This is a genomic window from Polaromonas glacialis (genome assembly GCF_000709345.1).
GTDB lineage: Bacteria > Pseudomonadota > Gammaproteobacteria > Burkholderiales > Burkholderiaceae_C > Polaromonas > Polaromonas glacialis.
This window is the reverse complement of record NZ_KL448323.1, coordinates 2,180,942-2,204,590: the sequence shown is the minus strand read 5'-3', so window position 1 is coordinate 2,204,590 and position 23,649 is coordinate 2,180,942. Positions and strand designations below refer to the sequence as shown.

Below are 23,649 nucleotides of genomic sequence, written 5' to 3'. Positions count from 1 at the left end.
GAGACAAGGACATGAGCGAAACCATTTTGAATGTCTCGGGGGTCTCCAAGCGCTTTGGCGGCTTGCAGGCGCTGAGCGATGTCGGCATCAAGATCGAACGCGGCCAGGTCTATGGCCTGATCGGCCCGAACGGCGCCGGCAAGACGACGTTTTTCAATGTGCTGACCGGCCTCTACACGCCCGACAGCGGCACCTTCGAGCTGGCCGGCAAGCCCTATAAGCCGACGGCGGTGCATGAGGTCGCCAAGGCCGGCATTGCGCGCACCTTCCAGAACATCCGGCTGTTCGCCGACATGACCGCGCTCGAAAACGTCATGGTCGGGCGCCATGTGCGCACGCATTCGGGCCTGATCGGCGCGATGTTCCGCACGCCGGGTTTCAAGCGCGAAGAGGCCGAAATCGCCCACCGCTCGCAGGAACTGCTCGACTACGTGGGCATCGGAAAATATGCCGACTACAAGGCGCGCACCCTGAGCTACGGCGACCAGCGCCGCCTGGAGATCGCCCGGGCGCTGGCGACCGACCCGCAGCTGATCGCGCTCGACGAGCCTGCCGCCGGCATGAACGCCACTGAAAAAGTCCAGCTGCGCGAGCTGATCGACCGCATCCGCAAGGACAACCGCACCATCCTGCTGATTGAGCATGATGTAAAGCTGGTCATGGGCCTGTGCGACCGCGTGACGGTGCTCGACTACGGCAAGCAGATTGCCGAGGGCGTGCCCGCCGAGGTGCAGAAAAACGAAAAGGTGATCACCGCCTATCTGGGCGCAGGCCACTAAAGGAAAGCAACACCATGGCAGCAAACACACTTCTGAAAATTACCGGCCTGCAGGTGGCTTATGGCGGCATCCAGGCGGTCAAGGGCGTGGACTTCGAGGTTCATGAAGGCGAACTGGTCACGTTGATCGGCTCCAACGGCGCCGGCAAGACCACCACCATGAAGGCCATCACCGGCGGCCTGCCGATACTGGCCGGCGACATCGAATACCTGGGCAAGAGCATCAAGGGTCGCGGCGCCTGGGACCTGGTCAAGGAAGGCCTGGCGATGGTGCCCGAGGGGCGCGGCGTGTTCGCCCGCATGACCATCACCGAGAACCTGCAGATGGGCGCTTATATTCGCAGCGACAAGGGCGGCATTGCCGACGACATCGAGAAGATGTTCGTGCTGTTCCCGCGCCTGCGCGAGCGCAAGGACCAGTTGGCCGGCACCATGTCGGGCGGCGAGCAGCAGATGCTGGCCATGGGCCGGGCCCTGATGAGCCGGCCCAGGGTGCTGCTGCTCGACGAGCCGTCGATGGGCCTGTCGCCAATCATGGTGGACAAGATCTTCGAGGTGGTGCGCGACGTGTCCAAGCTGGGCATGACGGTGCTGCTGGTCGAGCAGAACGCGAGCCGGGCCTTGAGCATTGCGAATCGGGGCTATGTGATGGAGTCGGGCAACATCACGATGAATGGCGATGCCAAATTGCTGCTGGACGATCCCCGGGTCCGGGCGGCTTATCTGGGCGAGTGAATTTTGGCTATTTTGGCTGTTTGCGCATATACCGCTTGCGTAGATAGCTACTGAATTCGTAGCTGGGTTGGCTTTTCTGGGCTGGGCTGGCCGGGTGTCGCCCGGCGGCGACTCACTTTTCTTTGGCTATCGCCAAAGAAAAGTAAGCAAAAGAAAGGCGACCCGGCTGTCCGGGTCCCTGCGCTTCGCTTCGGGCAACCTGCGCTGCCCCGAAAAAACGGGGGTCGGCGCAAACTCGCTCCACTGCGTTTCGCTCAAACAGCGCGCCGCCCTGATCCCGTTTTTTCAGGTCATCACAGGCCCAGCCAGAACGGGTGGAAGAGGAATACCGAAGACTGGCCAGCCAGATTACGCCAAGCCGAATTGCTACGAATTGAATAGCTGGCTACGCAGGCGGCATGTGCGCAAACGCCATAAAAGACTAAAAAAATCAGTCCACCCGCGCGCCCGAAGCCTTCACCACTTTTTCATACTTCGCCCGTTCGCTTTTCATGAACGCCTCGAACTGCTCGGGCGAGCTGGCGACCGGCTCGGCCATCAGCGTGCTGAACCGGACCTTGTTCTCTGGCGCCTTCAGCGCCGCGACAAATGCCTGGTTCAGTTTGGCCACCACATCGCGTGGCGTGGCCGCTGGCGCCACCAGCCCCCACCAGGTGTCGATCTCAAAACCCTTGAGCGTCTCCGCCACCGCCGGCACGTCGGGCAAAAAGGCGCTGCGCTGCGCCGTCGTCACCGCCAGCGCCTTGAGCTTGCCCGCCTTGATGTTGCTGGAAGCCGTGGCCAGGTTGTCGAAATTGAAATCGACCTGGCCGCTCAGCAGCGCCAGCTGGGCCGGGTTGCCGCCGTTGTAGGGAATGTGCAGCGCAAAGATGCCGGCCCGCGACTTGAACAGCTCGCCGGCCAGGTGGCCCGCGCTGCCGTTGCCGCCGCTGGCGTAGTTGAGCCTGGCCGGGTTGGCCTTGGCGTATTTGATCAGGTCGGCCAGATGGTTGATGTTCAGCCGGCGTGCGGTGTCGGCATTCATCACCAGCACATTGGGCACGCGCACCATCTGCGTGATGGCGGCAAAGTCGCTGGCCGCGTCGTAAGGCATCTTGCTGTAGAGCCACGGGTTGATGGCATGCGTGGCGACCGCCGCGATGCCGATGGTCAGCCCGTCGGGCGCGGCCTTGGCGATGGCGTCAACGCCGATGTTGCCGCCGGCGCCGGGCCGGTTCTCGATGATCACCGTGCCCAGCGTTGCCTTGACGCTGTCGGCCAGCAGCCGGGCCGTCACGTCGATGGGGCCGCCCGGCGCATACGGAACGATCAGGCGCATGACCTTGGCCGAAGGCGCGGCCGGCTGTGCCCAGGAAGTAGTCGATGCGGTGGCTGCCAGCACGGCGCCCAGCGCCAGCGCGCCAGTGGCGCGCAGTGTCTTGCGGCGCAAGGGGCAAAAGTTGGCGGAATGGGTTTTCATAAATTTTTTCAATCAAAAGTGCCGCTTGCGCTTGGCCCGGCTGCACTGTTTGCTATCAGTTTTGAAATCAGGCGGGTCAGGCTTTTTGCGCCTTGTCGGCTTCGGTGGTGAAGGCATCGGCAAAGAATTCCGCGGCCGGCAGGCCGGCCAGCGCGCTGTAGTCGGCCCGCGCCGACTCGACCACGATGGGCGCGCCGCAGGCATACACCTGATGGCCCGAGAGGTCGGCAACATCCTCCAGCACGGCCTGGTGGACAAAGCCGGTGCGGCCAAGCCAGCCGTCTTCAGGCAGGGCGTTTGAGATCACCGGCACATAGCGCAGGTTGGGCATCTCGGCCACCCTGGCGAGCATCCAGTCGTTCATGTACAGGTCTGCCGGGCGGCGTCCGCCCCAGTACAGTACCGTGGGACGCGTGATGCGCTTGAACTGCATGTGCTCGATGATGGCCTTGAGCGGCGCAAAACCGGTGCCGGACGCGACCATCACGATCGGCTTGGCGCTTTCTTCGCGCAGGAAGAAACTGCCGTAAGGCCCTTCGATCCGCTGGATTTCCTTTTCCTTCATGGCGGCAAACACATGGTCGGTGAACTTGCCGCCCGGCATGTGGCGGATGTGCAGTTCGATGCCGGGCGTCTCCAGCTGGGTAAAGGGCGCATTGGCCATCGAGTACGAACGCCGGTCGCCGTCACGCAGCAAGAACTCGACATACTGGCCGGCGTGGTACTTCATGACATCGCTGGCGGGCAGCTGCAGGCGAACGACCATCACGTCGGGCGACGCGCGCACCAGGCTGGTCACGCGCACCGGCATCTTGCGGATCGGGAAAGCGCTTTCGTCGGTCACCTGGCGCGACTCCAGCACCACGTCGCTGTGCGCCACGCCGCAGCAGGTCAGGATGAAGCCGGCGGCTTCTTCGTCGGCCGACAGCGCCTTGGACTGGTGGGTGCCGTGCGTCACCTGGCCTTCGAGCTTTTTGCACTTGCACGATCCGCAGGCGCCGTCCTTGCAGCCGTAGGGCAGGCCGATGCCCTGGCGGATGGCGGCGGCCAGCAGGGGCTCGCCGGCATCGGCGGTAAAGCTGCGGCCGCTGGGCAGCACGTTCACGTTGAAACTCATATTCGGTATCCTTGGGCGTTCTGTTATCCGTTACCTGACCAGGCTGGTTTCCCAGCAGCACCCAATTTTGCCTTCAAACCTGAATCCCCTTGGCGCGCTGCCTGCGCGCTTTCGCCGCCAGCGCGTGCTGATCATCGGCTGCGGCGATGTCGGCCTGCGCGTGGCCCGGCAACTGCCGCCCCGGATCAAGGTCATCGCGCTGACCTCGTCGCCAGAGCGGCTGCCGGCCTTGCGCCGGGAACGCATCACGCCCTTGCGGGGCAACCTGGACGAACCCGCCACGCTGCGCCGGCTGGCCGGACTGGCCACGCGCGTGGTGCATCTGGCGCCGCCGCCCGGCCACAACCCCAACTGGCGCGATGACCCGCGCACGCTGGCCCTGCTGCGCGCCCTGCGGCTGCGCAGCCTGCCGCAGTCTTTCGTGTATGGCTCGACCAGCGGCGTGTATGGCGACTGCGGCGGCGAGCGGGTCGATGAAACTTGGCGCCCGAGCCCGAACACGCCGCGCGCGCAGCGCCGGGTCGATGCCGAAGGCCAGGTGCGGCTGCTCGGCCGCGCCACCGGGGCGCCGGTGCATATCCTGCGCATTCCCGGCATCTACGCGACCGACCGCGAAGGCGGTACGCCGCGCGGCCGTCTGCTCAAGGGAACGCCGGTGCTGCGCCGTGAAGACGATGTCTACACCAGCCACATCCATGCCGACGACCTGGCGCGAGCCTGCATCGCGGCACTCTGGCGCGGCAAGCCGCAGCGCATCACCAACGTCTGCGACGACACGCAGTTGCTGATGGGCGACTACTTCGACCTGGCGGCAGACCTTTACCAATTGCCGCGTCCGCCCCGTGTGGCGCGCGGCGCGGCCATCGAGCAGTTGCCGCTGATGCTGCTCAGTTTCATGAGCGAATCGCGCCGGCTTGACAACCGGCGCATGAAAAACGAACTACGGCTGGCGCTGCGTTACCCGACCGTCAGCGACGGTTTGCTCGGCTTGAAAGGCCAGGGCCTGCTTGTTGATCCGGTGCCGTCCGCCAGAGCGGGCCTGGCACCCGAAAATATGGCTTTTTAGCCCTGTTGCGCTTGTCCCGTATTTATCCATAGCTATAGAATAAATAGCATTGAGCGCCGCTTCCAGTCCCTTTGGGGCTGGCTTGACCCGCCGGCGACAAGACTTGTGAAACGGCCCTAAAAGCCTGTAGCACCCAAAGTGCGACAATATTGAGCTAAATGACCTCATCCTTTTCGAACCTTTCGCTGGCAGAACCGCTGGCACGCGCCGTAGCCGAAATGGGCTACGAAACCATGACCCCCATCCAGGAACAGGCCATTCCGGTCGTTCTGCTGGGCAAAGACGTGATGGGCGCCGCCCAGACCGGCACCGGCAAGACCGCCGCGTTTACGCTGCCTCTGCTGCAGCGCATGATGAAGCACGAGAACGCTTCGACCTCGCCGGCCCGCCACCCGGTGCGCGCGCTGGTGCTGCTGCCCACACGTGAACTCGCCGTGCAGGTGGCCGAGCAGGTCAAGCTGTACGCCAAGTACACCAACCTGAACTGCGCAGTGGTGTTTGGCGGCATGGACATGAAGCCGCAGACGCTGGAACTCAAAAAAGGCGTCGAGGTGCTGGTCGCCACGCCGGGCCGCCTGCTCGACCACATCGAGGCCAAGAACTGCGTGCTCAACCAGGTCGAATACGTGGTGCTTGACGAGGCCGACCGCATGCTCGACATCGGTTTTTTGCCCGACCTGCAGCGCATCCTGAGCTACCTGCCCAAGCAGCGCATCACCTTGCTGTTTTCGGCGACCTTCTCGCCCGAGATCAAGCGCCTGGCGTCGAGCTTCCTGCAGGACCCGGTGACCATCGAGGTGGCGCGCTCCAATGCCACGGCCTCCACGGTCGAGCAGCATTTCTACAGCGTCGGCGCCGACGACAAGCGCCGCGCGCTGCACCAGATCCTCAAGGCACGCGGCATGAAGCAGGCGTTTGTCTTTGTCAACAGCAAGCTCGGCTGCGCCAAGCTTGCGCGGTCGCTGGAACGCGAAGGCCTGAAAACCACCGCGCTGCACGGCGACAAGAGCCAGGACGAACGGCTCAAGGCGCTTGAATCGTTCAAAAGCGGCGAGGTCGACCTGCTGGTCTGCACCGACGTGGCCGCCCGTGGGCTGGACATCAAGGACGTTCCGGCCGTGTTCAACTTCGACGTGCCGTTCAACGCCGAAGACTACATCCACCGCATTGGCCGCACCGGCCGCGCCGGCGCCTCGGGCCTGGCCGTGAGCTTTGTCGCCAGCAGCGACCAGCGCCTGGTGGCTGACATTGAAAAGCTCATCAAGACCAAGATCGAGATCGAGCCGCTGGAGTTCGAGGAAGACACGCCGCGCATCAGCGAGCAGGGCCGCATCAACGACGGCCGGCGCATGTACCGCGAAACCGGCGAAGGCAGGGCTCCCGCCGCCGACGCGCGCCCGCCGCGCGAGCCTGCAGAGCGCCGGGAGCGCCGCGAGTACACGCCGCATCGGCAGCCCGCCGCGTCGCGTGATCCGTTTTTCGACCGCCCTTACGAGCCCGGCGCGCCAGCGGAATCGCTGCCTTCGTGGGAGGCAACGTCCAAGGCCAATCCTGCGCGCAACGGCGTGTCGGCCAACATCAAGCCGAAGAAGAAAGTCGCTGCGCTGTTCAAGGCCGCCTGAGATGCACTGCGGTCTTTCGGCCAGCCCGGTTGCCATCGCGACCCTTGCCTACGGCGCCTGAAGCCGCTGTCCGGTGACCGGTTTTTTCAGCAGCGGTAGGCTAGTCGGATGATGGCTGCATCTCCTTCCCGGCTCCAGGCGCTGGCTGCGTTCGGGCTTTCCCTGCTCCAGAAACTTTACCGCCCGCTGTGGCGCGCACTGAACCAGTGGGTCGATGCCGACGGCCTGCGCATGAGCGCGGCCATGTCGTTCTACGGCATCCTCAGCCTGGCGCCGCTGCTGGTGTTGCTGGTGGCCGTCATGGGCTGGTGGCTGGACCGCACCTACATCGAGAGCAGCCTGATTGCCCAGATTGCCAGCGTCATCGGCGAGCAGGGCGCGCAGGTCATCAAGCAGGCCATGGCCAGCGCCCAGGCGCCGTCCGAAGGCATCACCGCTTCGCTGCTGGCCTTCGGGCTGCTGCTTTCCGGCGCGACCGGCGTCTTCGCGGAATTGCAAAATGCATTTGAACGCGTGTGGCGCCATGACAGCCGGGAAACGCCCAGGCAGAAGTGGTGGTATGGCGCCAGCCTGAGGCTGCGCGGCGTTGGCTACATCCTGGCGCTGGGTTTTTTGCTGCTGGTGTCGCTGGCGGTATCAACGTTCACCAACCTGATCTCCCTCTGGGCAGGAAGCTACCTGCCGCTTGAAAAGGTGGTCTGGGTGCTCAACGAGGTGGTGTCGATTGCCTTTTGCGTGGCCCTGTTCCTGGGGCTGATGCGCATGAGTTCGGGCCCCAAGCCCGCCTTGCGCTTCCTGGTGATGGGTTCCGTGGCGGGGGCTGTTTTGTTCCAGGTGGGCAAGTACCTGATGGCGTACTACCTGTCCACGGCGGCGGTCGTGTCGGCATACGGCGCGGCCGGCTCGCTGGTGGTGATCCTGATGTGGATTTATTTTTCGTCCGGCGTGCTGCTGCTGGCCGCGAGCATGGCGCGTGCGTGGGCCGACGAGGCTGCTCTGCCGGATGTAGCGGTCTAGTGTCGCGTCAGGCGCAAACTGCCGGTTCTCGCTGGCCATCGCCGCGCATCGCCGCGTTGCAGCCCTTGCCAGGGCTTCAGCCCTGGCTGCGCTCTGCGCCTTGCGCTGCACGCCGCTGGCGACGCGATCTCCCGACACTTTGCGCCTGACGCGACACTATTGATCCGGCCCAATGAAGTATCAACTTTATTGAATTTTCTCTATCGAAGAAAGATGGAAAAAGAAAATGCAAGAAAGCAGACGCTGGAGCAGCTTCACGAGCGGCGCAAGCAAGTCGTGAGGCTGCATAAAAGGGCAATAGGCATCATGCAAATTGTTTCCATGACGGGTCTGAGCTACCCGGCTGTGCGCAGGTGCATCGATCTCTTTGATGCGGGCGGCTGGCCGGCGATTCGACCGGCCTTGCGAGGGCGCAGCCAGGGTCTTGGGCGCACCCTGAGCCAAGCCCAGGAGGACAGCATTCAGCGCAGCATCATCGACCAACGCCCTGAGCAGCTCAAGATGGATTTCTTCCTGTGGAGCCGGGCGGCCGTGGGCCAACTCATCGAGCAGGAGTACGGGGTCAAGCTGCAGGTGCGCAGCGTTGGCAAATACCTGGCCCGCTGGGGTTTTACCCCTCAAAAGCCTATCAAGCGCGCCTACGAACAAAACCCTGAAGCTGTGCAAGCCTGGCTCGAAGGGGAGTACCCGGCGATAGAGCAACGTGCCCGTCAGGAGGGCGCTGAAATCCATTGGGGTGACGAGACGGCGCTTGTCAACACGGATGTGCGCGGCAGAAGCTTTGCGCCCGCTGGGAAAACGCCCGTGGCCAGGACCATCGGCGGCACCCGGCAAAAACTCTCGATGATTGCCACGGTGACCAACCAGGGAAAGACCCGCTGGATGATCATTGACGATGCGTTTGACGCGGACAAGCTCATCGAATTCTTGCAAGCGCTGATCAAGGATGCGGAAAAAAAGGTGTTTTTGATTCTGGACAACTTGCGGGTTCATCACAGCAAAATCGTCAAGGCGTGGGTGGCTGAACATAAGGAGGACATCGAACTGTTCTATTTGCCCAGCTACAGCCCGCAACTCAACCCGGAGGAACGCCTGAACGCGGACCTCAAGCAAGAGTTGGGAAAGCGCGTACCGGTGCGCAGCAAAGCCAAATTACGCGATGCTGCCAATGAGCACATGACGTTGCTCGAACGCACGCCTGAGCGAGTTATCGCCTATTTCCAGGATCGGCGTGTTCGCTATGCCGCTTGATACTTCATCGGGCCGGATCAATAAGGGGGGGGCATGGATTGCGGGTCAAGCCCGCAATGACAAAAACGGCAGAAAAATTCTCTCATCCCGGGCTGAGCTTGCCCCGGACTTGATCCGGGGACCCGGGATCCATGCCAGCAGCGCTAAAGAATCTTTGAATACAGATCATCCCAAAGAGGGTTTTCTTTTTCGATCAGTTCAATCTTCCAGTCACGTTTCCAGTTTTTAAGCTGTTTTTCACGCTGGATGGCCGCTTCGATGGATTCTGTGATCTCAAACCAGACCAAGTGATGCACGTCGTAGCGCGCGGTGAAGCCGTCGCACGCGTGACTTTTGTGTTCATGAATGCGGCGGACCAGATGGTTGGTCACGCCGATATAAAGCGTTCCTTTGGGTTTACTGGCCAGCATGTAGACAAAATAGGGCATGGGAAATTTAGGGTCATGGATTGCGGGTCAAGCCCGCAATGACAGGGAGGGAAGATGGTGGCGAGGCGGGCGTAGCAGGGTGGCAGGGAGTAACTCTGTCATCCCGGGCTTGACCCGGGATCCAAGCCAGCAGCGTGAAAAAATCCCCGAACACACATCCTCCCAAAAAGGGGGTTGTCTGTTTCATCAGCCTCTTTTTACTTTCCCGGCTTTTGCGCCTGCTCGCAATCCACCTGAATCAATTCGTAGGCCCCCTTGGCGCCGAGCCGCGCTGCCGTCAGGCATCCGCCCCAGACACAGCCCGTGTCCAGCGGCAAGGTGTTGTTTCGCAGGCCGGTATGCCGGCGGGCGTCGGCCACCAGTGTGGACCAGTGCCCGAACGTGATCAAGGTGTCCTGCGTTGCCCGCCCAAGGACTTCGAACCACGGCAGGTAACCTGGCGGCGCGCTGCCGGCACCTTCATTGCTGCCGAATTCCATCGCGCCTTGCGGCGTGCAAAACCGCAGGCGCGTCAGCGCATTGACGATCACCCGAAGCCGGTCCGCGCCTTGCAGGCTGTCGCTCCACAGGCAAGGTGCATTGCCGTACATGGCGGTCAAGAAGCCTTTCAGGTCAGGCCCGCGCAATGCCTGCTCGACTTCCCCAGCCAGCCTCAGCGTTTGCGCCGTGCTCCACTGCGGCAAGACGCCGGCATGCACCATCAGCCAGCCGTGGTGGCGCATGGCCATGCGGCGGTGGCGCAGCCAGTCCAGCAGTTCGTCGCGGTCCGGCGCCTGCAAGATGCCCTGGACCGTGTCGTGGCGACCCGGCAGGCGCACACCCTGCCACAGCGCCAGCAGGTGCAGGTCGTGATTGCCCAGCAGGCACTGCGCGGCATCGCCTAGGGCCATCAAGCCGCGCAAGGCGCCCAGCGAGTCAGGCCCCCGGTTCACCAGGTCGCCCAGAAGATATAGCGTGTCGCGGCTCGGAGAAAAATCAATTTTCTCCAGCAGCCGCTGAAAAGGGGCATTGCAGCCCTGAAGGTCGCCGATACAGTAAAGTGCCATGGTCAACATTTTGCCTACGGATCCATGGATTTCCTTCTTATCGTCTTCTTGACGCTGCTCAACGGCGTTTTTTCCATGTCCGAGCTCGCCCTGGCCTCCAGTCGAAAGGCCAGGCTCAACGCCATGGCCGAGGCGGGCGACAAGGGCTCCCGGGCCGCGCTGGACCTGCTCGCCAATCCCACGCAGTTCCTGTCGTCGGTGCAGGTCGGCATCACCTCGATCGGCATGCTCAACGGCATCATCGGCGAGGCCGCATTCAGTGACGACGTGTCCATGTGGCTGCAGTCTTTTGGCGTGTCCGTGCGGGCGGCCGATATCTCGGCCACGGCGATTGTGGTGGCGGTGATCACCTACGTCACCATCGTCTTTGGCGAACTGGTGCCCAAGCGCATTGGCCAGTTGTATCCCGAAACCGTGGCCCGCCTGGTCTCTCGTCCCATGATGTGGGTGGCTGCAGGCGCCAAGCCCTTCGTCTGGCTGCTGTCGGTCAGCACCCTTGCGGTGCTCAAGCTGCTGCGCGTGGACAACAGCGCCGGCCGCGCCGTGACCGAAGAGGAAATCGCCGCCAGCCTGGAGGAGGGCGTCGATGCCGGACTGATCGAGGCGCACGAGCACCAGATGGTGCAAAACGTGTTCTCGCTCGATGAACGCCGGCTGACGTCCTTGATGCTGCCGCGCGCCAGCATCGAATGGCTCGACGCATCCGACACGCTGGCCCATGCGATTGCCAAGGCCGGAGCCACCGGGCATTCCTGGTACCCGGTCTGCCGGGGCAGCCTGGACGATGTGGTCGGCGTGGTCAATGTCGCCAAGCTGCTTGCCTTGCGCGGCCAGATTCAGCCGGCATCTGCTGGTGAAGCTTCCGGTTCGGTTCCCACGGTCGCGGACCGCATTGGCCCTTATGCCGTTCCGGCCGTATTCGTTCCGGAAACGCTGACCGGCATGGAACTGCTGGAGCAGCTGCGCGCCCGTTCTACCCGCATCCTGCTGGTGGTCGATGAATACGGCGTGGTGCAGGGGCTGATGACGCCCATGGACATGCTGGAGGCCATCACCGGCGAGTTGCAGACCGGCACCATCCAGGACGCCTGGGCCACCCGGCGCGAAGACGGCAGCTGGCTGATCGACGGCCTCATGCCCGTGTCCGAACTCAAGGCGCGGCTGGACATCAGGGAACTGCCGGAAGAAGAGCGTGGGCGCTACAACACCGTTGCCGGCCTGCTGCAATCCGTTTCCGGCCACTTGCCGTCCACCGGCGAACGCATTGACTGCGCCGGCTGGAGTTTTGAAATCGTCGATCTCGATGGCAAGCGGATCGACAAGGTGCTGGTCACCGAAACGAGTTAAGGGATAAGGAAATTTTAAAAGTACCGGTTTTAAATGGCTGTCATTGCGGGCTTGACCCGCAATCCATGGCCCCGAATTCATGGATGCCGGGTCAAGCCCGGCATGACATGGCTACATTGGAAATCTCCGCCTCCCTAACCTGTTTGCGAATATCTGCCTAAATTTACAGCTTTTCGCGTTTTTGGCTGAATAGTACAAAAAACGGGTTAACCCAGACGGCTTGTAAGCACGGCCGTTTCAGCGTATGACCGCCACCTTGCCTCCGGTTTTCCGTGGTTTTCAACAAACCATCGGTCAAGCCCCGCAACTTGCATGGGCAACTCGACCGTAAAAACGGTATTAATTCATAAAATAATCAAAAAGTTACATTTTAACAAATATTGTATTATTTTGTTTTTTATTAATTATTTTGCAACTTTGTCGTTAAAATTTGTGAAATCTAAGTTTCAAAAGTTTAAACCACCGGTTTGCAGGCCAAGAGCCTGCCCGTGATCAAGGCCATCCCTCCCACTTTTCAGGCTTTCACATGCTCGAACAAGTGCGTAATTCCACAGACGCGACGGCTGTGGAATGTGTTGAAAACAGATCACGCGGTCGCAGGAGTATGCGTTCCCCGCTTGTCCGCCAGACCACCCCAAGGTTGACTCAACTTCATCTGTCATGGGACCAACCCGCGCAAATTAGATTAATTCATGCGTTTTGTTTACAATTTGTTGATTAAAAAACATAAAAGCTCATTCTCAGCCGTCTGCCAGATTCCGTCATTCATGCTCACCACCCAGAAACCAAAATTGACTTCATTGCTCTCTCATGCGCGCTGGCCTGTCGCGATCTGCGTGGTTTCGTGGCTGGGCGGATGCGCACTGGCACCCGGCCTTTCCATCGGCAAGAATGTCCAGGCAGCCGGTTCGTCCACCAACCCGTATTCCATCACCACCAAGCGTGCTGAAGAGCCTGCCGGTACCCGCGCACCTGCCGGCATGCCTGTCTCGGACCCGGCGCCACCACCCGGCGCGTTGCTGGCCATCACGCCCGAACTCATCAGCCGGCAGCGCGCCCTGCAAAAAGCTGAACTGGGAAATGACGTGAAAAGCCTGTTCGCTGAAGCCAAGCCCTATGGCATTGGCGCTGGCGACGTGGTCAACATCGTCGTCTGGAACCATCCTGAACTGGTGCTAACCCCCGCAGGCTCCACGCTGACGACCGACTCGTCGGGCCTGGCGTCGGTCGGCAACGGCTACAACGTCAGCCCCGAGGGGCTGATTCAGTTTCCGCTGCTGGGTACCTTCAAAATCGCCGGCATGACAGAAAACGGGGCACGTGAAGAACTGACCCAGCGCCTGTCCAAATTCATCAAGGACCCGCAAATCACCCTGCGCGTGCAGGCCTACCGTGCCGGCCGCGTGTATGTCGATGGCGAGGTCCGCGTTCCCGGCCTGCAGGCCATCAACGACATTCCCATGACGCTGCCCGAGGCCATCAGCCGCGCCGGGGGCATGACGCCCACGGCCGACCGGGCCATGGTGGCCGTCACGCGCAAGGGCGTGACCAGCGTGATCAACATGCCCCAGCTGACCGCGCTTGGCGTCAATCCTTCGCGCATCATGCTGGCGGCGGGCGACCTGGTGCGCATCGGCAACCGTGAAGACACCCGCGTGTATGTGATGGGCGAAGTCACCAAGCCCACGGCGCTGCCGCTGCGCAATGGCCGGCTCACGCTCAATGAAGCGCTGGGCGAGTCCGGCGGCGTGAATGCCACCAGCGGCGATCCGCGCCAGATTTATGTCGTGCGCAGCCGCAGCGGCGACAGTGCTGCCGTAGCCGACGCCAACGGCCAGGTCTCGCCCACCACGCCCGAGATCTACCACCTCGACGCCAGCTCGCCCACGGCGTATGCACTGGCTGAAGGGTTTGAACTCAAATCCCGGGACGTTGTCTTTGTCGATCCGGTCAAGCTGGTGCTCTGGAACCGCGTCATCAGCCTGATTTTGCCGAGCGCGGCGGTGGTCAACACCACCAGTTCGGCCTTCAAGTAACAGCGGCCTGACCCATGAACAATATCCTGACCGTCTGCGTCGGCAACATCTGCCGCAGCCCCGTCGCCGAGGCCATGCTGAAAGACCGCCTGCCTGGCCGCAAGGTCTGGTCGGCCGGTTTGCAGGCCGTGGTCGGTCATGGTGCCGAAGCCACCGCCCTTGAAATTGCCAGCGAACACGGCCTGGACCTGTCCGCCCACCGTGCCCAGCAGGTGGCCGGCTGGATGTGCGCGCATGCCGACCTGGTCCTGGTCATGGAAGCCGGCCACCAGCAGGAGCTTGAAAAGCGCTACCCCACCGCACGCGGAAAAATCCACCGCCTGGGTGAGTTTGGCCCGCAAGGGGGCTTTGACATTGCCGATCCTTACCGCAAGCCCCGCGCTGCCTTCGAAGCCGCCCACGCTTCCATCGCCCGTGGCGTGGACGAGTGGGTGCGCCGTATCCAACTTGTTTCGTGATGTCTGACCGTATGAACGCTCCCCAATCCTCCGTGTCCGCCATGCCTTTGGCAGAAATGCAAGACGACGACGAAATCGACCTGTTGGGCCTGCTCGATGTGCTGCTCGATGCACGCTGGCTAATTGCCGCTGTCACGGCGCTGGTGCTGGTGCTGGGCGGTGCCTATGCCTTCCTGAGCCGCCCGGTCTACCAGGCCAACTCCTTGATCCAGGTCGAAGACAGCAAGCCCGGCGCTGCTGGCGCCTTGGGCGACGCCGCCAGCCTGTTTGACATCAAGTCACCTGCCACGGCCGAAATAGAAATTTTGCGTTCGCGCCTGGTGGTTGCCAAGTCGGTGGACGACCTGCAGTTGTACGTGACGGCCACGCCCAGGTACCTCCCGCTGGTCGGTGGCTGGCTGGCGCGGCGCGCCACCACGCTGTCCGATCCGGGCTTCATGGGCATGGGCGGCTATGTTTCCGGCAAGGAATCCATTCGCCTGGGCCTGCTCGAAGTGCCCGACGCACTGCAAGGTCTGCCGCTGCGGCTGATCGCCACCGAAGGCGGGTTTGAATTGCAGGACCCTGACGGCAAGACGCTGGTACAGGGCAAGACCGGCACAATGGCCAGCTTTGGCGTCGGCGAAGACGCGGGCCGCATCCTGGTCACCGAACTCAAGGCCAAGCCCGGTGCGCATTTCATCGTGGCGCGTTCCTCACGCCTGGACGTGATCGAGCAACTCCAAAGAGACCTCACCATCTCCGAGCAAGGCAAGCAATCTGGCGTGATTGCCATGCAACTGCAAGGCACCGAACCGCAAAAGATTGCCCGCACCCTGAATGCCGTGGGCACCAACTACGTTCGCCAGAACGTCGAGCGCAAGTCGGCCGAAGCTGAAAAATCCCTCGCCTTCCTGGGCGACTTCCTGCCGCAGCTCAAAAGCCAACTCGAAGACTCCGAGGTCCGCTTCAACAAGTTCCGCAACCAGAACGGCACTTTTGACTTGGGAACCGAGGGAAAAACCTATCTTGAAACGTCCGTCAAGCTGCAGGGCGACCTGCTGATGCTGCAGCAAAAGCGCCGCGAGCAAAGCGCGCAGTTCACCGCAGCCCACCCGGTCATCCAGACGCTGGACGCGCAGATAGCCGCCGTCAGCAAGGAAATTGCAGGCTTGACCAGCAAGGTCAAGACGCTGCCCAACACCGAGCAAGACCTGCTGCGCCTGACGCGCGACGTCAAGGTCAACAGCGAGCTGTACCTCAACCTGCTGACCAGTTCGCAGCAGTTGCGCCTGGTCAAAGAGGGCAAGGTCGGCAATGTGCGCGTGGTCGATGCGCCGGTCGTGCCCGAGCGGGCCATCAAACCGCAGCGCGCCCAGATCCTGGCCATCAGCGGCGTGCTCGGCCTGCTGCTGGGCATGGGACTGGCCTTTTTGCGCAACAGCCTGCGCCCCGGCATCAAGGACCCGGCCGACATCGAGTCAGCCACCGGCCTGCATGTGTTTGCCACCGTGCCGCATTCGGCAGCGCAAGACAAGCTTTCCCAATTGATCAAGAACCAGGCCCCTGGCATTCACTTGCTGGCCGTCACGCAGCCAGAAGACCCCGGCGTTGAAAGCCTGCGCAGCCTGCGCACTGCCCTGCAGTTCGCCATGCTCGACGCTAGAAACAACATCGTGCTGTTCACCGGACCCACGCCAGGCATTGGCAAGTCCTTCACCAGCGCCAACTTTGCCGCCGTGCTCGCCGCAGGCGGCAAACGCGTGCTGTTGATTGATGCCGACATGCGCAAGGGCCACCTGCACCAGTTCTTCGGACTGAAACGGGGGCACGGCCTGAGCGAGCTGATCACCGGCTCCCGCACGCTGGACGACGTGGTGCATCGCAGCATTGCGCTTAACCTGGACCTGGTCACCACCGGCGTCATGCCGCCCAACCCGGCCGAATTGCTGATGTCGCTGGCGACCGTGCAACTGCTGCAGGACCTCTCCAGCCGGTACGACCTGGTGCTGATCGACACGCCGCCCGTGCTGGCCGTTTCAGACACGCAGGTGCTGGCGCCGCATGCCGGCACCGTGTTCCTGGTCGCCCGGGCTGAAGTCACCGCCCTGGGTGAACTGCAGGAAAGCACCAAGCGCCTGGGCCATATCGGCGTGCCGGTCAAGGGCGTGGTCTTCAACGACCTGGACACCAACCGCCAGCGTTACGGCGGTTATGGCTACAAGTACAGCCGCTACCGCTACACCAACTACCAGTACGGCAAGACAGCCGACGGGCAGTAAAAATCATGCACGACTTGCCGCCAGCCACCGTGCCGCAACACGTTGCCATCATCATGGACGGCAACCGCCGCTGGGCCGCAAAACGAAGCCTGCCGCGCGCACTTGGCCATGCCAGCGGCGCCCGGCGGGTGCGGCAGGTGGTCGAGGCCTGCTCTGCACGCGGCGTGCGCTACCTCACGCTGTTTGCCTTCAGCACCGAAAACTGGCAGCGCCCGGCCGACGAAGTCTCCAGCCTCATGGGCCTGCTGGTGCATTACCTGCAAAAGGAAATCAGCAACATGCATGCCAGCGGCGTCTGCCTGAAGGTGGTGGGCGACCTGAGCCGGTTCGACCAGCGGCTGCAAAACCTCATGGCCACAGGCCAGGCATTGACGGCGCACAACACCAAAATCACCCTGACCATTGCCGCCAATTACGGCGGCCGCTGGGACATGATGCAGGCCGTGCAGGCCTGGCAGGCTGCCCATCCTGACAAAACCGTGGCCAGCATGGACGAAGCCGCGCTGCGCCCGCACCTGAGCATGGCCCATGCGCCTGACCCGGAGTTGCTGATTCGCACCGGCGGCGAGTCGCGCATCAGCAACTTCATGCTGTGGCAAATGGCCTACACCGAACTGTTTTTTACCGACACGCTGTGGCCCGACTTTTCAACGTCGGTGCTTGACGAGGCACTGCAGTGGTTCAGCGCCCGTGACCGCCGCTTTGGCGCCTCGGGTTCGCGGCTTGCCTGCTGATTCCAACCGGACAGACACCATGGAAAATTTCATAAATACAGAACTGCTGTCCGCTTTTATAGCCGGCAGCACCGCGCTGCTGGTGGCGCTGCTGCTGGTGCGCACCCAGCACTGGCATGGCCACCTGAGCATGGACAGCGACGAAGGCGTGCAGAAGTTCCACACCAGCCCCACGCCCCGGGTCGGCGGAATTGCCATTGCGGTGGGCGTTGTGGCGGGCTACCTGTTGACCAACCCTGCCAGCAAAACCCTGCTGGGGCCGCTCATTCTGGCCGGCATTCCGGCCTTTGCGTTTGGCCTGCTGGAAGACATGACCAAGCGCGTCAGCGTGCGCACCCGCCTGCTGGCCACCATGGGCTGCGGCGTGCTGGGCTGGGCCATCACCGGCTATTCCATCACCGGTGCCGACGTGCCGGGCCTGGACTGGCTGCTGGGTTTTACGGCGTTTTCCGTGCTGTTCACCGCCTTTGCCGTGGGCGGCGTGGCCAACGCCATCAACATCGTCGATGGCTTCAACGGCCTGGCTGCAGGCACCGTAATCATCATTTTGACGGCCTTTGGCGTCATGACGATTGCCCTGGGCGACCACGACCTGGCGCTGGTTTGCCTGATTCTGGGATGTGCCGTGGCCGGCTTCCTGCTGGTCAACTGGCCGCTGGGCAAGATTTTCCTGGGCGACGGCGGGGCCTACTTTGTGGGATTTGCCCTGGCCTGGCTGGCGGTGTTGATCCTGGCCCGCCATACCGAGGTATCCGCCTGGGCGCCCATGCTGGTGTGCGGCTTTCCTATCCTGGAGGTGCTGTTCAGCATTGTGCGCCGCCGCCGCCGCCACCTCAGCCCCGGCGACCCCGACCGTCTGCATCTGCACAGCCTGGTCAAGCGCCGGGTGTCGCGCGCCTGGTTGCCCCATGCCGGCAACCTGGTCCGCAACTCCGTGACCGGCGCCATCATGTGGCTGGCCGCGCTGGTGCCCGCCGCCATTGCGGTGACCTGGCCGACCCACACCGCCATGCTGGTGCTGGGATTCGTGGTCTGCGGCCTGCTGTACACCGCCGTTTACGCGCGACTGACGCAGTTTCGCTGGTTCTGGAGCGTGCAGACCTTGCCGTCAGACAAAGCACAACCGATCATGCGTTCCAAGCAGAAAGAGGCTTTCAAGAAATCATGAAAGCGGACAAGCAGCGCCCAATGAGCCACGAGTCCCGAGCAGGTCGGATCATGCCTGCGGCTAACCGGACTTACGAGTCACAGCACCAAGGGTGTTGTGCCGTTACCTTTTTATAAGAAAAAAATGCCTGTAGCGCATGTTCAGCGGTCGTAAGCAGCTATAAAAAAAATAGCAAAATGCTGTTTCAACCGGATCGTGTCACTCAGCTACCCATGCAAAGCTGCACGGCAATACCCGCAAATATCTCCTTTCTTTAAATCCCTTATGTATAAAAACGAACTCTCCAACGCAACCATGAACATGAACAACGCAAAAATTGCAGTCATCGGCTTGGGCTATGTCGGTCTTCCCCTGGCGGCTGAATTTGGCAAGCAACGCCCCGTCCTGGGTTTTGACATCAATGCCGCCCGCATCGCCGAATTGCAGGCTGGCAAAGACAGCACTCTCGAACTGAATGCCGACGAGCTGGCCAGCGCCCGCCAGCTCAGCTTCAGCAGCAACCCTGAAGATTTAAAAACCTGCCAGATATTCATCGTCACCGTGCCCACGCCAGTTGACAAAGCCAACCGGCCCGACCTGACGCCGCTCGTCAAGGCCAGCGAAACCGTGGGTAAATTCCTGCCTGAAGGTGCCGTGGTCATTTACGAATCCACCGTGTACCCGGGCGCCACTGAAGAAGTTTGCGTACCCGTGCTGGAAAAGTTCAGCGGCAAGAAATTCAACGTCGGCTTTTTCTGTGGGTACAGCCCCGAGCGCATCAACCCTGGCGACAAGGTCAACACCCTTACCAAGATCAAGAAAATCACCAGTGGCAGCACGCCAGAAGTTGCGGATGCGGTCGATGCGCTGTACCGCAGCATCATCGTCGCCGGCACCCACAAGGCCAGCAGCCTCAAGGTCGCCGAAGCCGCTAAAGTGATTGAAAACACACAGCGCGACCTGAACATTGCCTTGGTCAACGAGTTGTCTGTCATCTTCGAGCGTTTGGGCATTGACACACTCGACGTTCTGGAAGCCGCTGGAAGCAAGTGGAACTTCCTGCCCTTTCGTCCCGGCATGGTCGGCGGCCACTGCATTGGCGTGGACCCGTATTACCTGACGCACAAGGCTGAAGAAGTGGGCTACCACCCGCAAGTCATTCTGGCCGGTCGCCGCATCAACGACAACATGGCCCGCTACGTGGCGCGCAACACCATCAAGCTGATGCTTAAAAACGGCATGGACGTGCCGCGCTGCCGTATTGGCGTACTGGGCATCACCTTCAAGGAAAACTGCCCCGACATTCGCAACAGCAAAGTGGCCGACATGGTGCATGAGTTCGAAGCCTGGGGCGCCACCGTGGTGGTGGCCGACCCGTGGGCGAGCGCCGACGAAGTGCAGCATGAATATGGTGTGCAATTAGGCAAGGTTGACGAAGAAAATCAGGTCGATGCCCTGGTGGTAGCCGTCGGTCACAACGAATACCGCCACGCCACGCCGGCCGAGTTGCGCGCACTTTGCCGTGGCAGCCAGCCCGTGCTGGCCGACGTTAAAAGCCTTTTCAACCGTCATGAAGCCGCTGAAGCAGGCTTCACGGTCTTCCGCCTGTAATCCATCAAACAACCAATAAAAAATGAAAAACTTTGCCCTCATCGGCGCCGCCGGCTACATCGCCCCGCGCCACATGCGCGCCATCAAAGACACCGGCAACCGCCTGGCCGTGGCTTATGACATCAACGACTCGGTCGGCATCATCGACAGCATCTCGCCCGAAAGCGAATTCTTCACCGAATTCGAGCGCTTTCAGGAGCATGCCCGCCAGATCAAGCGCAACCCCGCCACCGCGCTGGATTACGTCGCCATCTGCAGCCCCAACTACCTGCACCATCCGCACATTGCCGCCAGCCTGCGTCTGGGCTGCGACGTGATTTGCGAAAAGCCCCTTGTGCCCACGCCCGAACTGATGGATGAACTGGCACTGGTGGAGCGCGAAACCGGCCAGCGCGTGTACAACATCCTGCAACTGCGCCATCACGCCGCCATTCTCAAGCTGCGCGACAAAGTCGCCGCCGCGCCGCTTGATACCAAGTTTGACGTCGAGCTGACCTACATCACCTCGCGCGGCAAGTGGTATGCCGAAAGCTGGAAGGGCGACAACCGCAAGTCATTCGGCATAGCCACCAACATTGGCGTGCATTTCTACGACATGCTGCATTTCATTTTTGGCAAGCTGCAGCAAAACGTCGTGCATTACACCGACGAATCCAAGGCCGCCGGCTACCTCGAATACGAACGTGCCCGCGTGCGCTGGTTCCTGTCCATTGACGCCAACGACCTGCCTGACGGCGTGAAAGGCAAAAAGCCTACTTACCGCAACATCGACATCAGCGGCGAACAGCTCGAATTCTCCGAAGGTTTCACCGACCTGCACACCACCAGCTACCAGGAAATTTTGGCCGGCCGTGGCTACGGTTTGGACGATGCCCGCCACTGCATCGAAACCGTCAACGTCATCCGCACCGCAAAAATGGCTCCGGCCGGTGTTGATGCCCACCCTTACGTCAGACGCCTGTTGGCATGAGCTACACAGCCCATCCCAGCGCCATCATTGACGAAGGCGCGCAAATTGGCGCCGGCACCCGCATCTGGCACTGGGTGCATGTCAGCGCGCAGGCCCGCATTGGCGAACGTTGCTCGTTAGGTCAAAACGTCTATGTCGGCAACGACGTGGTGATTGGCGACAACGTCAAGATTCAAAACAACGTCAGCGTGTACGACGCCGTCACGCTTGAAGACGACGTGTTTTGCGGCCCCAGCATGGTGTTTACCAATGTGTACAACCCCCGCGCCAGCGTGACCCGAAAAGAAGAATACCGCCGCACCCTGGTGAAAAAAGGTGCCACGCTGGGCGCCAACTGCACCATTGTTTGCGGTGCCACCATCGGTGAATACGCCTTTATCGGCGCTGGCGCGGTGGTGAATAAAGACGTGCCCGCCTACGCCCTCATGGTCGGCGTACCGGCCCGGCAAATCGGCTGGATGAGCGAGTTTGGCGAACAGCTCGCCTTGCCGCTGCAAGGGCAGGGCGAAGCCATCTGCCAGCACACCCGTGCCCGCTATGAGCTTGATGGCCGCACTGTGACAAAAGCATGACCCTGCTCGCTCCAACCCATTGCCCGCTGCTCGACGAAGTGTGCCAACTGACAGCCGAGACGTTCAGCTGCGACCTGCGTTTGTCTCCTTCAGCGGGCGGGCCACCTTCCGCGTGCTGGTAACTCAATTATCTGGAGTTACAATTAATTCATGCTGACAGTCATCGAAACCCCTGTATTCCGGCGCATGGTGGAGGGTGTCTGGAGCGAGTCCGAGCGCGAAGCGTTCATCGCTTTTATCAGCGACAACCCGCTGGCCGGTGACGTCATCCCCGGTGCTGGCCATCTGCGCAAGGTACGCTGGAAGCGAGATGGAATGGGCAAAAGCGGAGGAGCACGGGTGATCTATTACCTTCGTCTTGCGAACGGCGAGGTGGTGCTGGTAGCGGTTTACGCCAAGGCCAAGTTTGACAACATGCCGGTCGAAATCTTGAAATCCTGGAAGGATGCCTACGATGCCTAAAGTCAAAATCGACGAAGAAACCAAAGCCTTTGCCGCCGATGTGCTCGAATCCATCGCACAGGCCAAGCGGGGCGAGGTGGCGCAACTGCACACGCCCGAAGACATTGCCACTTACAAGGCGCGTGGTCGCCCGGTCGGGAGCATCAAGGAAGAAACCAAGCAAGCCGTGACCGTGCGCTACAGCCCCGACGTGCTGGCGGCATTCCGTGCCACTGGCGCAGGTTGGCAAGCCCGGATGAATGACGCCTTGAAAGACTGGCTTCAGACACATTCGCCGACATGAGTGGCGCAAACCTTGACTCGGCAGGTTTATCACGAGGCAAATGTGAGCCACCTTTCATCAACAGCATGATCCAGCCCGTTCACACCCCTAACCCGCTGCTGGCCGAAGTGCGCCAGCTAATCGATGCTGCCCGCCAGCGGGTAGCCAGCGCGGTCAATGCCGAACTTACCCAGCTTTACTGGCATATCGGGCGGCGCATTAGCGCCGAGCTGCTGCAGGGGCAGCGGGGCGAATACGGCAAGCAAGTAATGGCCGAACTGGCGCGTCAACTGATGGTCGATTTTGGCAAGGGATGGAGCGAGCGCCAGCTTCGCTACTGCGTACGCGTTGCTGAAGTCTTTCCGGACGCCGAGATTCTGCACACACTGTGTTCCCAATTGAGCTGGTCGCATCTGCGGCTTGTCATTCAGATCGAAGACCCGCTCAAACGCGACTTCTACCTCGAAATTTGCCGCGTCGAGCGCTGGAGCGTTCGCCAGCTGCAAGAGCGCATCAACTCGCTGCTGTTCGAGCGCACCGCCATCTCGAAGAAGCCCGAAGACACCATCCGCCAAGACCTCAACTTGCTGCGCGACCAGGGCCAGCTGTCGCCCGACCTGACCTTTCGCGATCCCTATGTGCTCGACTTTTTGGGTCTGTCCGACAGCTATTCCGAAAAAGACCTTGAATCCGCCATCCTGGCTGAACTGCAGCGTTTCATCATTGAGCTGGGCAGCGACTTTGCCTTCATGGCCCGACAGAAACGCATCACCATCGACCACCGCGACTACTACATCGACCTGCTTTTTTACCACCGCCGCCTGCGCCGCCTGGTCGCCATTGATCTGAAAATCGGCGAATTCGAGGCCGCCTACAAAGGCCAGATGGAGCTTTACCTGCGTTACCTGGAAAAGCACGAACAGATGGAAGGCGAGGCCGCCCCCATCGGCCTCATCCTGTGTACCGGCAAAAGTGAAGAACACGTCGAACTGCTGCAGCTGCCCCAAAGCAACATCCGGGTGGCCGACTACCTGACCTTGCTCCCGTCACGCGAAACCCTGCAAGCCAAGTTGCACCAGTCCATTGAACTGGCCCGCATCAAACTGCGCGGCGACGCCAGCTAAGGGAGACGGAAATTGCAAAAGTGCCAGTTTCTAATGGCTGTCATTGCGGGCTTGACCCGCAATCCATGGTCCCGAATTCATGGATGCCGGGTCAAGCCCGGCATGACATAGGTACATCGGAAAATTCCGCTTCCCTAAGCACCCGT

The 23,649-nt window shown here is 61.5% G+C and carries 22 protein-coding genes; 18 read left to right on the top strand and 4 right to left on the bottom strand.

What is annotated here, in order from left to right:
- The first annotated feature begins 11 nt into the window (after window positions 1-11).
- Both EC86_RS0110835 and EC86_RS0110830 read left to right on the top strand, forming a co-directional pair.
- The gene (locus EC86_RS0110835; RefSeq protein WP_029525647.1) at window positions 12-779 is read left to right on the top strand and encodes an ABC transporter ATP-binding protein; all 768 of its coding nucleotides are present in this window, start codon (window positions 12-14) and stop codon (window positions 777-779) included.
- Between the two features lie 14 nt (window positions 780-793).
- Window positions 794-1,513: an ABC transporter ATP-binding protein gene (locus EC86_RS0110830; RefSeq protein ID WP_029525646.1), complete on the top strand. Its 720-nt coding sequence runs from the start codon at window positions 794-796 to the stop codon at window positions 1,511-1,513.
- A gap of 430 nt (window positions 1,514-1,943) precedes the next feature.
- On the opposite strand, the gene EC86_RS0110825 is transcribed toward EC86_RS0110830, so the two are convergent.
- Entirely contained in the window at window positions 1,944-2,972 is a 1,029-nt protein-coding gene (locus EC86_RS0110825; protein ID WP_084181287.1) for a Bug family tripartite tricarboxylate transporter substrate binding protein, read from the bottom strand.
- 76 nt (window positions 2,973-3,048) lie between these two features.
- Complete coding sequence (locus tag EC86_RS0110820) at window positions 3,049-4,089, bottom strand: CDP-6-deoxy-delta-3,4-glucoseen reductase (protein WP_029525644.1); 1,041 nt, start codon at window positions 4,087-4,089, stop codon at window positions 3,049-3,051.
- 67 nt (window positions 4,090-4,156) lie between these two features.
- Here EC86_RS0110820 and EC86_RS0110815 point away from each other — a divergent pair, with 67 nt between their 5' ends.
- From EC86_RS0110815 to EC86_RS0110800, 4 genes are all read left to right on the top strand, one after another.
- Window positions 4,157-5,155 carry an SDR family oxidoreductase gene (locus tag EC86_RS0110815; protein WP_084181285.1) on the top strand — a complete coding sequence of 333 codons (999 nt, stop codon included), beginning with the start codon at window positions 4,157-4,159 and terminating at the stop codon, window positions 5,153-5,155.
- 158 nt (window positions 5,156-5,313) lie between these two features.
- On the top strand, window positions 5,314-6,777 hold the full coding sequence (locus EC86_RS0110810) for a DEAD/DEAH box helicase (protein ID WP_029525642.1): 1,464 nt from the start codon (window positions 5,314-5,316) through the stop codon (window positions 6,775-6,777).
- 111 nt (window positions 6,778-6,888) lie between these two features.
- On the top strand, window positions 6,889-7,794 hold the full coding sequence (locus EC86_RS0110805) for a YihY/virulence factor BrkB family protein (RefSeq protein WP_029525641.1): 906 nt from the start codon (window positions 6,889-6,891) through the stop codon (window positions 7,792-7,794).
- A gap of 213 nt (window positions 7,795-8,007) precedes the next feature.
- Window positions 8,008-9,045, top strand: a complete 1,038-nt coding sequence (locus EC86_RS0110800; RefSeq protein ID WP_029525640.1) for an IS630 family transposase — start codon at window positions 8,008-8,010, stop codon at window positions 9,043-9,045.
- Window positions 9,046-9,188: 143 nt separating this feature from the next.
- On the opposite strand, the gene EC86_RS0110795 is transcribed toward EC86_RS0110800, so the two are convergent.
- Together EC86_RS0110795 and EC86_RS0110790 are read right to left on the bottom strand one after the other, a co-directional pair.
- The gene (locus EC86_RS0110795; RefSeq protein ID WP_029525639.1) at window positions 9,189-9,473 is read right to left on the bottom strand and encodes a GIY-YIG nuclease family protein; all 285 of its coding nucleotides are present in this window, start codon (window positions 9,471-9,473) and stop codon (window positions 9,189-9,191) included.
- 197 nt (window positions 9,474-9,670) lie between these two features.
- Window positions 9,671-10,519 (bottom strand): symmetrical bis(5'-nucleosyl)-tetraphosphatase, encoded by an 849-nt coding sequence (locus EC86_RS0110790; protein ID WP_029525638.1) that lies wholly within the window; start codon window positions 10,517-10,519, stop codon window positions 9,671-9,673.
- Between the two features lie 24 nt (window positions 10,520-10,543).
- Here EC86_RS0110790 and EC86_RS0110785 point away from each other — a divergent pair, with 24 nt between their 5' ends.
- The 12 genes from EC86_RS0110785 (at window position 10,544) to EC86_RS0110730 (ending at window position 23,503) form a co-directional block, all read left to right on the top strand.
- On the top strand, window positions 10,544-11,866 hold the full coding sequence (locus EC86_RS0110785) for a hemolysin family protein (protein WP_029525637.1): 1,323 nt from the start codon (window positions 10,544-10,546) through the stop codon (window positions 11,864-11,866).
- Between the two features lie 791 nt (window positions 11,867-12,657).
- Entirely contained in the window at window positions 12,658-13,902 is a 1,245-nt protein-coding gene (locus tag EC86_RS0110780; RefSeq protein ID WP_232229862.1) for a polysaccharide biosynthesis/export family protein, read from the top strand.
- A 14-nt stretch (window positions 13,903-13,916) separates the two neighbouring features.
- A complete protein-coding gene (locus EC86_RS0110775) occupies window positions 13,917-14,360 on the top strand; it encodes a low molecular weight protein-tyrosine-phosphatase (protein WP_029525635.1) in 444 nt (147 codons plus the stop codon).
- Window positions 14,361-14,371: 11 nt separating this feature from the next.
- The gene (locus EC86_RS0110770) at window positions 14,372-16,621 is read left to right on the top strand and encodes a polysaccharide biosynthesis tyrosine autokinase (RefSeq protein WP_029525634.1); all 2,250 of its coding nucleotides are present in this window, start codon (window positions 14,372-14,374) and stop codon (window positions 16,619-16,621) included.
- Between the two features lie 5 nt (window positions 16,622-16,626).
- Window positions 16,627-17,355: a polyprenyl diphosphate synthase gene (gene uppS, locus EC86_RS0110765; protein ID WP_029525633.1), complete on the top strand. Its 729-nt coding sequence runs from the start codon at window positions 16,627-16,629 to the stop codon at window positions 17,353-17,355.
- 19 nt (window positions 17,356-17,374) lie between these two features.
- Window positions 17,375-18,523, top strand: coding sequence for an MraY family glycosyltransferase (locus EC86_RS0110760; RefSeq protein WP_084181283.1), 1,149 nt, complete (start codon window positions 17,375-17,377; stop codon window positions 18,521-18,523).
- A gap of 294 nt (window positions 18,524-18,817) precedes the next feature.
- Entirely contained in the window at window positions 18,818-20,113 is a 1,296-nt protein-coding gene (locus EC86_RS0110755; protein WP_029525631.1) for a nucleotide sugar dehydrogenase, read from the top strand.
- Between the two features lie 22 nt (window positions 20,114-20,135).
- Window positions 20,136-21,083, top strand: a complete 948-nt coding sequence (locus tag EC86_RS0110750) for a Gfo/Idh/MocA family protein (protein WP_029525630.1) — start codon at window positions 20,136-20,138, stop codon at window positions 21,081-21,083.
- Window positions 21,080-21,655: an acyltransferase gene (locus tag EC86_RS0110745; RefSeq protein WP_029525629.1), complete on the top strand. Its 576-nt coding sequence runs from the start codon at window positions 21,080-21,082 to the stop codon at window positions 21,653-21,655. The genes EC86_RS0110750 and EC86_RS0110745 overlap by 4 nt, the downstream gene beginning before the upstream one ends.
- Before the next feature lie 150 nt (window positions 21,656-21,805).
- The gene (locus tag EC86_RS0110740) at window positions 21,806-22,117 is read left to right on the top strand and encodes a hypothetical protein (RefSeq protein ID WP_029525628.1); all 312 of its coding nucleotides are present in this window, start codon (window positions 21,806-21,808) and stop codon (window positions 22,115-22,117) included.
- Entirely contained in the window at window positions 22,110-22,400 is a 291-nt protein-coding gene (locus EC86_RS0110735) for a BrnA antitoxin family protein (RefSeq protein ID WP_029525627.1), read from the top strand. Before EC86_RS0110740 ends, EC86_RS0110735 begins: the two co-directional genes overlap by 8 nt.
- Window positions 22,401-22,465: 65 nt before the next feature.
- On the top strand, window positions 22,466-23,503 hold the full coding sequence (locus tag EC86_RS0110730) for a PDDEXK nuclease domain-containing protein (protein WP_029525626.1): 1,038 nt from the start codon (window positions 22,466-22,468) through the stop codon (window positions 23,501-23,503).
- Window positions 23,504-23,649 lie beyond the last annotated feature (146 nt).

Excerpts from the sequence above, each read along its gene's own strand:
- EC86_RS0110760 (WP_084181283.1), top strand. The coding sequence starts at position 17,375 with ATGGAAAATTTCATAAATACAGAACTGCTGTCCGCTTTTATAGCCGGC.
- EC86_RS0110740 (WP_029525628.1), top strand. The coding sequence starts at position 21,806 with ATGCTGACAGTCATCGAAACCCCTGTATTCCGGCGCATGGTGGAGGGT.
- EC86_RS0110750 (WP_029525630.1), top strand. The coding sequence starts at position 20,136 with ATGAAAAACTTTGCCCTCATCGGCGCCGCCGGCTACATCGCCCCGCGC.
- EC86_RS0110810 (WP_029525642.1), top strand. The coding sequence starts at position 5,314 with ATGACCTCATCCTTTTCGAACCTTTCGCTGGCAGAACCGCTGGCACGC.
- EC86_RS0110785 (WP_029525637.1), top strand. The coding sequence starts at position 10,544 with ATGGATTTCCTTCTTATCGTCTTCTTGACGCTGCTCAACGGCGTTTTT.
- EC86_RS0110825 (WP_084181287.1), bottom strand. The coding sequence starts at position 2,972 with ATGAAAACCCATTCCGCCAACTTTTGCCCCTTGCGCCGCAAGACACTG.
- EC86_RS0110775 (WP_029525635.1), top strand. The coding sequence starts at position 13,917 with ATGAACAATATCCTGACCGTCTGCGTCGGCAACATCTGCCGCAGCCCC.
- EC86_RS0110830 (WP_029525646.1), top strand. The coding sequence starts at position 794 with ATGGCAGCAAACACACTTCTGAAAATTACCGGCCTGCAGGTGGCTTAT.
- EC86_RS0110795 (WP_029525639.1), bottom strand. The coding sequence starts at position 9,473 with ATGCCCTATTTTGTCTACATGCTGGCCAGTAAACCCAAAGGAACGCTT.
- EC86_RS0110770 (WP_029525634.1), top strand. The coding sequence starts at position 14,372 with ATGAACGCTCCCCAATCCTCCGTGTCCGCCATGCCTTTGGCAGAAATG.
- EC86_RS0110835 (WP_029525647.1), top strand. The coding sequence starts at position 12 with ATGAGCGAAACCATTTTGAATGTCTCGGGGGTCTCCAAGCGCTTTGGC.
- EC86_RS0110745 (WP_029525629.1), top strand. The coding sequence starts at position 21,080 with ATGAGCTACACAGCCCATCCCAGCGCCATCATTGACGAAGGCGCGCAA.
- EC86_RS0110755 (WP_029525631.1), top strand. The coding sequence starts at position 18,818 with ATGAACATGAACAACGCAAAAATTGCAGTCATCGGCTTGGGCTATGTC.
- EC86_RS0110735 (WP_029525627.1), top strand. The coding sequence starts at position 22,110 with ATGCCTAAAGTCAAAATCGACGAAGAAACCAAAGCCTTTGCCGCCGAT.
- EC86_RS0110800 (WP_029525640.1), top strand. The coding sequence starts at position 8,008 with ATGGAAAAAGAAAATGCAAGAAAGCAGACGCTGGAGCAGCTTCACGAG.
- EC86_RS0110790 (WP_029525638.1), bottom strand. The coding sequence starts at position 10,519 with ATGGCACTTTACTGTATCGGCGACCTTCAGGGCTGCAATGCCCCTTTT.
- EC86_RS0110730 (WP_029525626.1), top strand. The coding sequence starts at position 22,466 with ATGATCCAGCCCGTTCACACCCCTAACCCGCTGCTGGCCGAAGTGCGC.
- uppS (WP_029525633.1), top strand. The coding sequence starts at position 16,627 with ATGCACGACTTGCCGCCAGCCACCGTGCCGCAACACGTTGCCATCATC.
- EC86_RS0110805 (WP_029525641.1), top strand. The coding sequence starts at position 6,889 with ATGGCTGCATCTCCTTCCCGGCTCCAGGCGCTGGCTGCGTTCGGGCTT.
- EC86_RS0110820 (WP_029525644.1), bottom strand. The coding sequence starts at position 4,089 with ATGAGTTTCAACGTGAACGTGCTGCCCAGCGGCCGCAGCTTTACCGCC.